Origin of the sequence: Geobacillus thermocatenulatus (assembly GCF_002217655.1) — a bacterium.
Taxonomy (GTDB): Bacteria; Bacillota; Bacilli; order Bacillales; family Anoxybacillaceae; genus Geobacillus; species Geobacillus thermocatenulatus.
In genome coordinates this window covers 1,482,023-1,495,914 of the sequence record NZ_NEWK01000001.1, presented here as the reverse complement: position 1 = coordinate 1,495,914, position 13,892 = coordinate 1,482,023, and the positions used below count along the sequence as shown (strand labels likewise).

9 protein-coding genes, 4 tRNA genes, 3 pseudogenes and 1 other annotated feature are annotated in these 13,892 nt (G+C 50.0%); of the genes and pseudogenes, 3 read left to right on the top strand and 13 right to left on the bottom strand.

Annotated elements, in window-relative coordinates:
• Positions 1-356: 356 nt before the first annotated feature.
• From B9L19_RS19760 to B9L19_RS07620, 5 genes and pseudogenes are all read right to left on the bottom strand, one after another.
• Positions 357-716: an AMP-binding enzyme gene (locus tag B9L19_RS19760; protein ID WP_047753588.1), complete on the bottom strand. Its 360-nt coding sequence runs from the start codon at positions 714-716 to the stop codon at positions 357-359.
• A 134-nt stretch (positions 717-850) separates the two neighbouring features.
• Positions 851-1,688, bottom strand: a pseudogene (locus B9L19_RS07635) (RNA-guided endonuclease TnpB family protein).
• 12 nt (positions 1,689-1,700) lie between these two features.
• Positions 1,701-2,088 (bottom strand): annotated as a pseudogene (tnpA, locus tag B9L19_RS07630) (IS200/IS605 family transposase).
• Positions 2,089-2,449: 361 nt separating this feature from the next.
• The gene (locus B9L19_RS07625; RefSeq protein WP_025948855.1) at positions 2,450-2,965 is read right to left on the bottom strand and encodes a DoxX family protein; all 516 of its coding nucleotides are present in this window, start codon (positions 2,963-2,965) and stop codon (positions 2,450-2,452) included.
• A 361-nt stretch (positions 2,966-3,326) separates the two neighbouring features.
• Positions 3,327-4,763, bottom strand: a complete 1,437-nt coding sequence (locus B9L19_RS07620; RefSeq protein WP_047752914.1) for a sodium/proline symporter — start codon at positions 4,761-4,763, stop codon at positions 3,327-3,329.
• A 345-nt stretch (positions 4,764-5,108) separates the two neighbouring features.
• On the opposite strand from B9L19_RS07620, the gene B9L19_RS07615 reads away from it, so the two are divergent.
• Positions 5,109-6,350, top strand: a complete 1,242-nt coding sequence (locus tag B9L19_RS07615; protein WP_047752913.1) for an aminopeptidase — start codon at positions 5,109-5,111, stop codon at positions 6,348-6,350.
• 220 nt (positions 6,351-6,570) lie between these two features.
• Here B9L19_RS07615 and B9L19_RS07610 read toward each other — a convergent pair whose 3' ends face one another.
• The 8 genes and pseudogenes from B9L19_RS07610 to B9L19_RS07575 form a co-directional block, all read right to left on the bottom strand.
• Entirely contained in the window at positions 6,571-9,351 is a 2,781-nt protein-coding gene (locus B9L19_RS07610) for a tetratricopeptide repeat protein (protein WP_047752912.1), read from the bottom strand.
• 480 nt (positions 9,352-9,831) lie between these two features.
• Positions 9,832-10,531: pseudogene (locus B9L19_RS07605) on the bottom strand (RNA-guided endonuclease TnpB family protein); the annotation flags it as partial.
• A 109-nt stretch (positions 10,532-10,640) separates the two neighbouring features.
• Entirely contained in the window at positions 10,641-10,889 is a 249-nt protein-coding gene (locus tag B9L19_RS19310) for a YqcI/YcgG family protein (RefSeq protein ID WP_241771969.1), read from the bottom strand.
• Positions 10,855-11,061, bottom strand: coding sequence for a hypothetical protein (locus tag B9L19_RS19305; protein ID WP_025950579.1), 207 nt, complete (start codon positions 11,059-11,061; stop codon positions 10,855-10,857). The genes B9L19_RS19310 and B9L19_RS19305 overlap by 35 nt, the downstream gene beginning before the upstream one ends.
• Positions 11,062-11,502: 441 nt before the next feature.
• Positions 11,503-11,579: transfer RNA gene (locus B9L19_RS07590), tRNA-Arg, on the bottom strand.
• A gap of 187 nt (positions 11,580-11,766) precedes the next feature.
• Positions 11,767-11,837: transfer RNA gene (locus B9L19_RS07585), tRNA-Gly, on the bottom strand.
• Positions 11,838-11,933: 96 nt separating this feature from the next.
• Positions 11,934-12,007: transfer RNA gene (locus B9L19_RS07580), tRNA-Arg, on the bottom strand.
• 9 nt (positions 12,008-12,016) lie between these two features.
• Positions 12,017-12,088: transfer RNA gene (locus B9L19_RS07575), tRNA-Gly, on the bottom strand.
• A 218-nt stretch (positions 12,089-12,306) separates the two neighbouring features.
• Positions 12,307-12,406, bottom strand: a sequence feature (23S ribosomal RNA rRNA prediction is too short).
• Between the two features lie 679 nt (positions 12,407-13,085).
• Between B9L19_RS07575 and B9L19_RS07570 the strand changes: the two genes are divergently transcribed.
• Both B9L19_RS07570 and B9L19_RS07565 read left to right on the top strand, forming a co-directional pair.
• Positions 13,086-13,376 carry a hypothetical protein gene (locus tag B9L19_RS07570; RefSeq protein ID WP_025949013.1) on the top strand — a complete coding sequence of 97 codons (291 nt, stop codon included), beginning with the start codon at positions 13,086-13,088 and terminating at the stop codon, positions 13,374-13,376.
• Between the two features lie 67 nt (positions 13,377-13,443).
• Positions 13,444-13,887: an Hsp20/alpha crystallin family protein gene (locus tag B9L19_RS07565; RefSeq protein ID WP_025949014.1), complete on the top strand. Its 444-nt coding sequence runs from the start codon at positions 13,444-13,446 to the stop codon at positions 13,885-13,887.
• Positions 13,888-13,892 lie beyond the last annotated feature (5 nt).

Sequence of the window (13,892 nt, the reverse complement as noted above, 5' to 3'; positions counted from 1 at the left end):
GATATTTAGGAAATTATCTAAATACAGACAAAAACATTCGATATTTAGACATCTTTCTAATTAAAGAATATTCCATTTCCATTGGATTGTCAATGTATGTTCCGACTTTTCACATTTCACATGCGGTGGCCGACCGCTGCCCCTCGATGAAAGAGAAACAGCCAAGCGCAGCCCCCTCCACCACTGGCGGAGGGGGGATTTCCCATTAGCTTCCATTAAAACCCCGTCGGCCAAGCGGCGAGCAAGCGCTCGCTTTTTTCACCATCAATTCGTCTGTTAATTGCCGCAAATTCTCCACCGTGATCCCCCTTTTCCAGAAAAGGCGGGGCGGCCCGCTCCAAAACCCCGCCGCGATATTATTCCCTCGGAAGCAGCTTTCGCAATACTTTGCCTGACGGCGTCGCCGGCAGTTCATCGATGAACTCGATATAGCGCGGATATTTGAACGCCTCCATAAGCGCTTTCGCCCATTCGATCAAGTCAGACGGCGCCACCTTTCCTTTTTCCACCCCTTTTTCCCGCAAATAGCGGGCAAAACGGCGGACGTGGTCAAGCAAAGTTCCCCATGTCATCACCTTGTTATAGAAGATGTACGCAGTCCTGTCCGCCTCCTGCTCGCCGCGATGGTGCAAATAGCCATAGAGCGGCTGTTCGCCGAGCCCATAGCGAAGCTCCTGCGCCAGCCCGCTCGGCCAATACGGGCGTGTTTTGTTCATCCGTTTCACCATCCCTTAGTGACATACTCCCACCACCTACGCTTCGCTTAGAGGTGGGGGCTTCTCGGGTAATCCCATCTCATGATGGGAAGTTGACCGAGCGATCCCCGTGTGCCCCACGGTTCGAGGACAAATTAGACGATCGCCAATCGTTTCATGCCCTCATGTTTGATATTGATGGCCGCATTGACGTCCCTGTCTCTCTCGAATCCACATTCACAGCGGAATGTACGCTCAGAAAGCGATAGAGACTCCTTGACTCGACCGCAACACGTTTATGCCAACGATTCGAGCCTTCCTTTTTACGAGACAATTTACGCTGTTCTTTCGCTAATGTTTCCAATGCTTTGCGATAGAATCGAGGATAATTGGCTCTCTTACCCTCGCTATCGACATACAGCGTACTCATGGAAAAATCCAGCCCCACAACCGTTTGTACTTTTTTTGGGGCAGGTTGATGTTCGTACTCTGTGAGAATAGAAATATAGTATTTTCCTGTTTTGGTTTTCGTGATCGTACAAGCCTTGATGATATGGTGGGCAGGAATCTCCCGGTGTTGCTTGAGCTTGATCCATTTCAGTTTGGGCAGCTTGATATAGCCATCTGAAAGCTTGATGTTGCCATTTACCATATTTGTGGTGTACGACTGTTTCGCCTTGCGGTTTTTGAACTTTGGAAATCCAGCGCGGCCAGAAAAGAAGTGTTGAAATGCTTTCTGCAAATTTAGTTGAGCATTTGCCAGCGCAAGGCTGTCCACTTCTTTTAGCCAAGGAAACTCCTTTTTGTACTTGGCAGGGGTCGGAAATGTTTGTTGTTTCAAGGATTCTGATCGTCCTTGAACTTTTCAAACATTTGTATGCGCTCTTCAAGCATTTTGTTATACACAAAACGGACACAACCGAAGGTTTTGGCGAGCAATTCTTCTTGTTCTTTTGATGGGTATAGACGGAACTGATAGGCTTTGTTTGCCATATCGACACCACATCACTTCATACCTTGATTTTTGATATATTTTTTGATTACTTCAATGGGCGCACCACCCGTTGTAAGCAGGCAAAAGCTTCTTGACCAAAAATATTCTTTCCACAGTTTTCTTTTCACTTGCGGAAAATGCTTTTTGATCAGTCGAGAACTTGCACTTTTATAGGCATTGATGAACTTGGATAATTCACTATTTGGATGTGCTTTGAACAAAATATGCACATGGTCCATATCGTGATTCCATTCGACCAAGGAAATATTGTAATTTTTACCCAATCTCACAAACATATCTTTTGCATAGATCATCAATCACTTGTCTGCGATATTTTACAACCAGCACAAGATGATAATACAATAGGAACACTGAATGGTTATTATTGTCTAATTTCATTGATACAACAGCCTTTCATTTTTCATCATAACACACAAAAAAGAGACCATTTTAGGCTATACCTAACCGAAATTCATCTCCCACTTTCACTTCGTTTAGAAGTGGGAGACTTCTTTCAGAAAGATGTTAAAAATACTGAACGATTAGTATGTCCCCTTTTAGAAAACGCTTTCAAACACTTGTTCACGTCTCCTGCTTCATCCATATGCATATCATTTCGCCGTCATTCGTCAATTTCCTTTCTCGAACAGCCCAACTATTTTCTCCGACGCGGCAAACGGCCGCCCCCTTCCACGTTGGAGAAGGAGCGGCCGTTCGGAAAAGGAGGAAGCCTGAAGCAGCGCACGCGGCTTGATGGCGGTCATTGATGCGCTGCCGCCGGACGGTGCGGACGATGCGTTTTATCCGTCCACCAGTGACGGAGATATGGCAACACCCACCGGTCCAAACCGTAGCGTCCCGCATTGGCCCCGGCGACGAGGAGAAAGACGGTAAGAAGCACCATTTGCGGGTTCGTGCTCGTCGTGCCTGAGAACATGAAGGCGAAGTTCATCACAGCTCCCATGAGGGCGGCAAACGTCGTAAACAATCCGAGAATAAGCGCGATCCCGACAAGAAATTCACCCCATGGCACGAGAACGTTGAACAATCCGACATTCGGCAGCGCCACGTGTTCGATAAAACCTGCCCACCAGCTTTGCACGGCCGGGTGTTCGCCCGCGGCTTTCGCCAACGCTCCTTTTAAAAATCCGGTGGCGTCAAACCCTTGCGTGATTTTTCCCCATCCCGCCATCATCCATTCATACCCTAAATACAACCTTAGCACTACCATCAACGCCGATGCCGTGACATGTTCGCGCAGCCATTTGACAACCATCGTGTTTCTCCCCTTTCGTTTTTCAAATGGTTCTTTACACTTTTACCTTAATCCGTTTTTGGCTCAATGAAATGAATTTGTTCATTATTTCACAATACAGTCAAAAAGTTATGGCTAAATCATGACGAATATGACTTTTCCTTAAACGTTGACATAAGAGCGTCTTTGAGGCGTGCACCCAGATCGCACGTCAATGTTTGGACAGCGAACAGCGTTGACAAAACGGCGATCAACACAGCACCAGGCCGGCCGAAACGCCCGCCTTTTCTCAAATCAAGCATTCCGTGTAGATAGACAACAATCGAAACAGGTGCCCCGCCTCTTTCGGGACACCCTCATGTTCATGTACTGACGTGATCGGTCACATCGCCCGCTGCCGGTGAGGGAACAACAGGCTAAACAGCACCCCGGCCGCCAGCGCAATGGCAAATGTCGTAAACCGCGAGCTAACGATGGCCTCAAGCGGAGAGGAAATCCAAATGACCGTGCTGACAAAACCGGCCACAATCGTCGCGATGACGCCAATGCCGGAATACCGTTTCCAGAAAAAGGAGAGTAAAATCGCCGGTGACAACGTGCAGCCGATTCCCGCCCACGCCCAGCTGACAATAAAATACACAAGCGACTCGGATGTCATCGCCAGCACTAAACCGAGCAGCCCGGCAACGACCACCACCGCCCGAGAAAGCGCGACAAGCCGTTTTTCCGACAGGCGGAGGCGTAGCGAGCGGCGGACAATGTCTTCGCTAATGGCGCTCGTGATCACGAGCAGCTGCGAATCGGCCGTTGTCACGATTGCGGCCAAAATGCCGGACAAAAGCACTCCCGCGAGCCACGGCGGCAGCAAGTCGAGCGCCATGTGCGGCAACACCGTTTCAACATCGGCAAATGAGCGCCCTTGGTAAAGGGCGATCGCCGCCAGACCAATCAAAAACGCTCCGCCATAGGCCAACAGCGTCCAAACGATGGCGACCGTCTTCGCCGTTTTCGCCTCACGGGCGTCTTTTAGAGCCATAAAGCGGACGCTTAGCTGCGGCTGGCCGCCTAGATAGCCGAAAAACCAGGCAAAATTGTTAAACAACAATAGCCCAAGCGCCACACCGGTCACTCCCCCCGTCCATGAGTCGAGCCCTGGTTTCGCGTGATGGAGCGCTTCACTGATCGACAACCCGCCGCTATAAATTTCCACGAGCGCCACAATGGGCAAAATGACGAGCGTGGCCAACATGAGCACACTTTGAATCATATCCGTCCAGACGACGCTGACAAATCCGCCGGTGTACGACAAAAGGATGACAATCACCGCGCTGATGACCATGCCAAGCTTCGGATCGATATGAAACACGGCAAACAACGTCTTGCCCGCTCCCGCAATTTGCGCGCTGAAGTAAAACATCATAAAGCTAAAAATAAGGACGGTCGAAAGCCATAAAATCGTTTGCCCGTGGGCGCCGAACCGCTTGGCTAAATAGCCGGGCAAGGTCAGCGCTCCATGTCGCTCCGCTTCTTGGCGGAAACGGTCCGCCAAAAAGAGCCAGGCGCACACAATGCCGATGACAATGCCGACGGCCACCCAAATGGCAGAAAGGCCGCTTGCAAACACAAAACCCGTGTAGCCAAGCAACAGCCATGCCGATTCGCCTGTCGCCCGCTCGGAAAACGCGAGCGCCCAACCGGGGAGTTTTTTTCCGCCAAGCAAAAAGTCGGAGTGGCTCATCTCCTTTTTTCCATACCAATAGCCAAGCACCGCCATCACAAAACAATACAGCACGAGTTCCGCCAAGATGATGCCATTCATCGCTGTTTCCTCCCTGTTTGTGTGGTTTTGCGCAGGCGCACACTTGATGCCAGTACGTCCCTATCTTTTTTGCTCCGCCATCCCACCCCCTTTTCATAAAAATGGCACTATCATCAGGCTGCGACGATAGTGCCGGTGACAACGAAGTTTGTTGCTCTTCACCATGGAACCTTCTTTTACTCTTTACATATGTGTCAACCTATCCTGTTATTCCAATATGAGGCGCGTCCTACATCGGAACGTTTCGCTCTCGTCCGGACAGCATCCACATGTAAAGCTCCCTAAGTTGCGAGGCGGCGGGAATTATAATAAAGTGGAGATGAATCCAAAAAAGGAGTGAACAAGATGAACCGTTGGGAGAAGGAATTGGACAAATACGCCGAACTGGCGGTGAAAGTCGGAGTGAACATTCAGCCCGGGCAGACGCTGTTCGTCAACGCCCCGCTCGAAGCGGCGCCGCTCGTCCGCAAAATCGCCAAAACCGCGTATGAAACTGGGGCGAAGCACGTGTATGTCGAGTGGAACGACGAGGCGCTTACATACATCAAATTTCACCACGCCCCCGAGGAAGCGTTTTCCGAATATCCGATGTGGCGGGCGAGAGCGATGGAAGAACTCGCCGAACAAGGCGCTGCCTTTTTATCCATCTACGCCCCGAACCCGGACTTGTTAAAAGACGTCGATCCAAAGCGGATCGCGACCGCCAATAAAACAGCGGCGCAAGCGCTCGCCAACTACCGGAGCGCCATTATGGCCGATCGGAACTGCTGGTCGCTCATTTCCGTCCCCACGCCAGCGTGGGCGCAAAAAGTATTTGGCGATCTGCGCGATGAAGAAGCCATCGACAAACTATGGGAAGCGATTTTCCGCATCACCCGCATCGATCATGACGATCCGATCGCTGCCTGGCGCGAACATAACGACCGGCTCGCCCGCATCGTCGATTACTTAAACAACAAGCAATACAAACAGCTCGTTTACGAAGCACCCGGCACCAATCTCACAGTCGAGCTCGTCGATGGGCACGTCTGGCACGGCGGCGCAGCGACGAGCCAAAGCGGCGTGCGCTTCAATCCGAACATTCCAACCGAGGAAGTATTTACGATGCCGCATAAAGATGGCGTCAACGGCACGGTGCGCAACACGAAGCCGCTCAATTACAACGGCAACGTGATCGATGGGTTTACGCTCACGTTCAAAGACGGGCAAGTCGTCGACTTCAGCGCCGAACAAGGATATGAGACGCTTAAGCACTTGCTTGACACCGATGACGGGGCGCGCCGCCTCGGCGAAGTCGCCCTTGTGCCGCACCAATCGCCGGTGTCGCTGTCCAATCTCATTTTTTACAACACGCTGTTTGACGAAAACGCCGCCTGCCATTTGGCGCTCGGCAAGGCGTATCCGACGAACATCGAAAACGGCGCCTCTCTTTCCAAAGAGGAGCTTGACCGCCGCGGCGTCAACGACAGCCTCGTCCACGTCGACTTTATGATCGGCTCGGCCGAACTGAACATCGACGGCGTGACGAAAGACGGGAAGCGCGAGCCGATTTTCCGCAGCGGCAACTGGGCGTTTGAGCTGCAATAACCCTCCATTTCACAGTTGCTCTGGCAAGAAAACAAGGCTGTTGCCAAAAGCGGGGCGAGCCCCTTTTGTCAACAGCCTTTTTCCATCTTTCCCCCGCATCGACCGGGGGATGGCCGTTTTGGCGCAGTTTTCGCTCTTTTTTCGTCAAACGGATCACATACGCAAGCCCTGCGGTGAAAAGTCCGTTTGAGCCCGCCCAACACCAGCAATCAGCCGATGGTTACACGTGAATCGTCGCCGCAGCCGCCTGCGCCAGCTGTTCGCATTGCCGCAAACGGATGCCAAAGAGGACAAGCGGGTCGCGGTATGCTTCTGGATTTTTGCGCATATGTTTGAGCTCTCCTTCCTGGGCGGCGATCTCCAGTTCCAGCTGTTTCAGCGTTTCCTTAAGCTCCGTCAATGGCGCGTGGAAAAATTGGGCAACGTCGCGCTCAAGCGATTTGGCAAACCATTCAAACGGCAGCAGCAACTGCTCGATGACCGCCTCCGCCGCCTCAGCGTAATCTTGCGTCTGGATGAACTGTTTATACTTTTGCGCCAGCATCGCCTTGTTTTGCGCGAAGGCGCCGAGCAGTTTGCCCGCTCCTTTCAACAGCAGCTGGCTTGGCGTTCTCCGCAGGAAAATGTTCACCTTTTCCATTTGCGCTCCGCTTATCAATCGATCTGTGTCGCGCCGCCAATCGGCGAGAATGCGAAACTCGCATTCCAGCTTGAGCCTTTCCTCGCCGAACATGGCGTTAAACCCTTCGCCCATTTCACGCAAAAACGCCTGGCATTCATTGAATTCGTCCTCCGTCGCTGCAATCCACTGTTCCATGGCGCGGCGCAACTTTGGCAACACTTCTTCGTTGAGATAAGCGCGAAGCCGTTCGTTCGCTTTGTCGTTCAGTTCAAGAGGCAAACGGGAAAAATCGCTGTCTTCGCTCACCAGCTCCGCCATGTTGCGCAACAGATCGGGAATCGCCGTCAACAGCTCGCCCCGCATGTCCGCCAAGACGGTGTGGAACGACTTGGCCGCTTTGACCGTTTTCTCCTCTTGCAGGTCGCCAAGCTGATGAATGGCGCCGCTCAGTTTGGCCGCCATTTCTCTTTTCCATACGACCAGCTCCGCCAACCGGCTTTCCGCCTCGGCCCGCTGCCGGAACAAATGAGCGATGAACCGGCCGATCGTCGTTAAAATCGCTTCCTCGCGGCGGATAGGAGACACGCATCGGCGCATCTCCTCCAGCAAGCCGATGAGGGCTTGCTGCTGTTTGCGGCTTGGCGCATGCGGGGAATAGACGATAACACGGGCTTCCGGCACGATCGCACGAACGTGAGCTTCCACTTCCTCCACCATTCGCGCCGTCTCCTCTTCATCCACCATCCCGTCACCCGGAGGAAGCAAAACGTACATCGGCGCATGCGGCGCCCGCTCATGAAGCCGCAGCAACAGCTGCTCATCAGCGCTGGAAAGCGGGTCTTCGCCGTTCAGAAGAAAAAGAACGCTGTCAGCGAGCGAAAGCGATACGAACGCTTCATGGTCGAATGAAGCGCGCCCGCCGAGCGGCCCGATATCCAGCAAGACAATCCCTTGCGGCACGAGTGAAAACGGCGCCGCGCATTCAATGACAGCATCATCAGGAAATCGGCTGGCGCGTCCTCCCGCCGCCTGTTGAAATTCATCAATGCTCGAGAAAACGGTAAACTGATCGTCGCTGATTTTCGCCACTTCCATCTCCCCACCGTTTCTCCATGCCAGCACCGGCGCAGACGGAGCCGCCAACGCCGCCTCGCCGACCAGCGTCCGCAAAAACGCCAACCGTTCATGGCGCGACGCTCCAGCGACCAAAACATAATGCGTCCGCGAATCAGACAACTGCCGCACGACCCAGCGAAAGCGGAAGTGCGAACCCGCCCGCTGCTCTTCCGCCCAATCGGCTATTTCGTCAAACAGCGACACACCCGTTTCCCGAGCCGGCCGTTTCGCATGAACGAGCCGCTTAGCGGCGTCGTTGATCGTCTCTTCTTGAAACGCCTCAGGAAATTTCTCGCTCCACGCCAACAAGGCAGCTGCCGCTTCTGCTGCCTCCGGACCGTCGGCTAAACTCATCCAGCTTTTCACAAGCGGCGGCACCACTTCCACCAACTCTTTTAATCGGTACGGGCCTTTCATCAATCCTGCATAGGCTTCCCCTAAAAGGCTAGGAATTCTCTTCCAGTCATAGTCGCGGCCGATCGCCAACTCCTCATAAAGGCGGTTCCACTCCGCCAGCCACGAAAAATAAAGGTCGCCATCTCGATACCCGTTCCATAGCGCCTGCACGAGCCGCTCAAATTTCACCCGATCGGTTTCATACAGCAGCGCCAGGCAGCGTGAAAATCGCTCAGGCGCCATCGTTCTCGCATGTCCTTGTTCCACATAACCGATCAAGATGTCTACCCAGCGGCGCGCCGATGTCCGCAACGTCTCTCCTAACGCAAGCTCGAGGGCGCTTTCCCAATCACCTTGCTCCTCGAAAAAGGCGCGCGCCCATTCGGTCATATTCGGATAATCCGGATACCGCGACACCCCGCGCTTAATCATATCATCCGCTTTCGCATTTTCCCCCAGCTCACGGTAGAGCGAAAACAGACGCAACATGATTTCCGCCTGCAACGTTTCGCTTTCCGTCTCAATCGAACGGTACAGCTCCTCGGCCAGCTCGAGACGGCCAAGCTCATAGCAGCTGTCGGCGATGTTTTTTTGCGCCCACGGGCGCAAATCATCGCGATGGACTTGTTCCCATTTAAAAATGGCCGCTTCATAATCGCGGCGGTGGAAATACACTTCCCCCTGGGCAAAGCGAATCGACGACAAATCAGCGCCATCCCGATGCGCCGCGAAAAACATCTCGCCAAGCGCGCTGACAACGTCGCGTTCCCCCGCCTCGACAAGCGTCTCATAAAATGTTTTATGAACAAGCTGCTGTTCAAACCCCATGTCGATCACCTGACTCGTATATTTGCCATGCATGTTCATTGTATGGCACGTTTTCGAATTTTATTTCTATCCTATACATTTTAACAAACTTTCGCCGAAAGGAACGTTTCAATTTGTTTTCATTTGCAAAACAAAATTCGATCCAATATGCGATAAGGCCAACCAAAGGAACTTTCAATGGTGGTTGCGGCCGCGAACTGCTTTGTTCTTTAACGTCTACAAATGCTAAAAAGACGAGAAAATAAAAAAGCACATAACCGTTTTGATTGGTTAAGTGCTTTTACATTTGTAAGTAATTTCAGCAATTTCTTCATCTGTCACATAAAACCTGAATCCGTGACAAAACATCTTTACAATAGTCGCAAACCATGGATACGATAAGGGAAAACGACGTTAACGACTTTTCATCAAGTAGGTGAATGTCATGAAAGATTTCCCGATTCGGTTTGTGTTGACAGATGAAGCGATTACTCCAAGTGCTGGGCTTGCTCTCGTGGGCTACTTACTACACCAAACGAATTTATGCCAACGATTCGAGCCTTCCTTTTTACGAGACAATTTACGCTGTTCTTTCGCTAATGTTTCCAATGCTTTGCGATAGAATCGAGGATAATTGGCTCTCTTACCCTCGCTATCGACATACAGCATATTCATGGAAAAGTCAAGCCCAACAACAGTTTGTACTGCTTTTGGTGCAGGTTGATGTTCGTACTCTGTGAGAATAGAAATAATAGTATTTTCCTGTTTTGGTTTTCGTGATCGTACAAGCCTTGATGATATGGTGGGCAGGAATCTCCCGATGTTGCTTGAGCTTGATCCATTTCAGTTTGGGCAGCTTGATATAGCCATCTGAAAGCTTCATGTTGCCATTCACCACATTTGTGGTGTACGACTGTTTCGCCTTGCGGTTTTTGAACTTTGGAAATCCAGCGCGGCCAGAAAAGAAGTGTTGAAACGCTTTCTGCAAATTCAATTGGGCGTTTGCCAGCGCAAGGCTGTCCACTTCTTTTAGCCAAGGAAACTCCTTTTTGTACTTGGCAGGGGTCGGACATGTTTGCTGTTTCAAGGATTCTTGATCGTCCTTGAACTGTTCAAACATTTGTATGCGCTCTTCAAGCATTTTGTTATACACGAAACGGACACAACCGAAGGTTTTGGTGAGCCGTTGTTCTTGTTCTTTTGTTGGGTATAGACGGAACTGATAGGCTTTGTTTGCCATATCGACGCCACATCACTTCATACTTTGATTTTCGATATATTTTTTCTAAAACTGATTATATCATAACACACAAAAAAAGAGACAACTTTAGGCTGTACCTACCCGAAATTCATCTCCCACTTTCACTTCGTTTCGAAGTGGGAGACTTCTTTCGGAAAGATGTTAAAAATTGTAACACTTTCCAAAACTGTCCTTTGTAATATTCTGCATACACAACTTCTTTCGGAGGTTTAAAAAATGTTACTAAAGCAGTTCGTTTCCCAATGTTTCTATATGTCTTAATGTATTCATATAAACCGTCTCGTAGTCTTAATAATTCATCTTTAGTTGTCGACTGTACAAAAATATATCGTGACAAACCTTTTTTTCTCAGCTTCTACTGCAAAATAACAAGGATAAGGATGTTCCTTATCTAGAATATTATCTCTAAAACTTTGATAACATTCTAATTCCCAATCTTTCAAAATTTTTTCTTTTATTCTCCTATTTATTTCGACCTGATCTAGAACAATTCCTGTCTTAGTTAACATAGAACCACCTCCTAAAAAATACTGAATATTACATTCAATACAAATACTAACACTAATCATTTTTTTCTCAATATTTATTATAATTCAAATATAATTAGCATTCTCTTCATAATATTCTAATGGAAATTATCACATTATTTCAGAATCCTTTTTCAAATCATTTCAGGAGGATTCGGAAATCATGCGCAAAATGTTTGCGGATTGTTCCAGATTTTGTACATTCTTTTGGAACGTTTGCACGCTCTTTCAAATGAAGATTTCTACTCTCACATCATAGACGAGAAGGAACAAAATAATGCCTTTGTGATCACAGTGCAAAATTCGTGCAAAATTTTTTCGGATCCTATCGTTTTTTCGAGATTCCCAAAAAATGAAAAACGACCGCGAATGCGGTCATATCAAGGATTTCAGCAATGTTAACCCTGACCAATCGTATGTAAGTGGCGTCCCAGGAGAGACTCGAACTCCCGACCGACGGCTTAGAAGGCCGCTGCTCTATCCTACTGAGCTACTGGGACATAGCAATCACGACACTCTCATTATTTCCGCTGCCCCTTCCTCTACAAGCTTACTCGAAGAAGCCTGATGCGTCGGGGCAACTCATAGTTGTTCCAAAGAAGCTATTGCTCGTTGCTCGATCCTGCCAAGTTGTTGGAGCATCATCAACAGAGCATACTCTACAATATTCACGATAAAATAAAGGAAAGCGGGTGATGGGAATCGAACCCACGACTTCAGCTTGGGAAGCTGAGGTTTTACCATTAAACTACACCCGCATAATCCATATCAGTGAACTTGTCTTAAAAACGATCGCAATAAAAATATAATGGCAAATTGCTTTTTTGTCAATATCTTTTTTAAAGATAATGAAACGCGCTCGAGAGGATTCGAACCCCTAACCTTCTGATCCGTAGTCAGATGCTCTATCCAATTGAGCTACGAGCGCATATTGGGAAGCGGAAGACGGGACTCGAACCCGCGACCCCCACCTTGGCAAGGTGGTGTTCTACCACTGAACTACTTCCGCGTTGTAATGGTGAAGGAAGTTCATTCCTTCAAAACTAGATAACCGTTTCGGGAAGAAGCCGGGGCGAACCGCTCGCCTGCGCTTTTCTTTGTCCAGTTCCAGCGCCTAGCTCTCTTCTGCCAAATAACCTTCCCCCTCGGGGTGCCAGCACCCCTCGAGGTGAAGAACATTTGCCCGTCGCGGCGAACCGCTCGCCTGCGCTTTTCTAGGTTAAGCCCTCGATCGATTAGTATCCGTCAGCTCCACGTGTCGCCACGCTTCCACCTCGGACCTATCGACCTCGTCATCTTCGAGGGATCTTACCCGCCTAACGCGGTGGGAAATCTCTTGCCCACGTGTTACTCACCCGTCCGCCGCTGACCAAACGAGAGCAAGCTCCCGTTCGGTCCGCTCGACTTGCATGTATTAGGCACGCCGCCAGCGTTCGTCCTGAGCCAGGATCAAACTCTCCAAAAGAAAGTTGATTGGCTTTTCGGATTGTCTAGCTTCGGCCGCTATCGGCTCGCGACGCTTCGTGTCCCGCTTTGGCGGGCTAAGCCCGCTCGCGGGCCTCCCAGCGCGTTTCGCCGATAGGCAAGCGGCCTCAGCTTTTCGTCGCGCTTCGTTTCGTTCAGTTTTCAAGGAACAAGCAACTGCTTTTGTAACTTAACGACAACTATTATTATAAACAAATCTTTCAAAATGTCAAGCGTTGTTTTCTCTGCTTTGTTTCTGCCGCGTTTATCCGTTTATTACGTCGCGGCAATGTTTTATTATACTTATCATCCGCTGTTTGTCAACCACATTTTTTGATTGTTTCGTTGCCGTTTGCCTCTTGGCATCGCGCTGTCGTGAAGCGGCGATTTTGATTATATTACGCCTGACTTTCTATGTCAACTGGAATTTCCATTCGCAATGTTGCAGACTGCCCCCCTGTAATGGCTGCTCACATCAACTATAATGTAAATGTAATGTAATAAGATAAAAAACGAGCATCAACGAAGGAGGAATGGATGCGATGAATCATTCATTTTCCGTTTTGCTTGACGCCTACCGCCGCCTTTGGCCGAACCGATCGCTCGCGGACGGACCGCTTGATGAACAAGAAAGCCAAACTCTTTTGTATGAAACGATCAGGCAGGAGCTGCGCGATGAATGGACGCATCCGCGCGTGCGACAATCGCCTGAAGTGAAGTTTTATTACGCCGTTAAGCGGGTGGCCGCTTCTGACTTGCCGGATGGCATGAAAGTAGCACTCATTCAAGCGTATTTGACGGTGATGGAACAATTGCAAGCCAATCATACATAAAACAGACGAATCCGGTTCACACTACTGAGCGGAAAAACATTTCTTGCTGGCAAGGAGGAAAGCAGCTATGGCGTTAATTCCGTATGACCCGTTCCGGCACTTGGAATCGATTCGCCGGGATATGAACCGCTTTTTTGCTAGTGATTTTCCATCGCTGTTCACTCATATGGATGAGCAGCACTGGATGCCGCGCATCGACATGCATGAAACGGAAAACGAGTACGTCGTTTCGTGCGACTTGCCGGGGCTGGAGCGGAAAGAGGATGTGCACATTGACGTGCAGAACAACATGTTGACCATCAGCGGCACGATTCAGCGGCACCACGATGTAAGAGAAGAACAAATGCACCGGCGTGAACGCTTCTTCGGTCGCTTCCAACGGTCGATCACCCTGCCGGCGGATGCGGCGACGGAAAACATTCGCGCGACGTACAAAAACGGCGTGCTGGACATTCATATCCCGAAAACAACGACAGGAACGAAAAAACGCGTTGATATCGAGTTCCATTAAGGCGG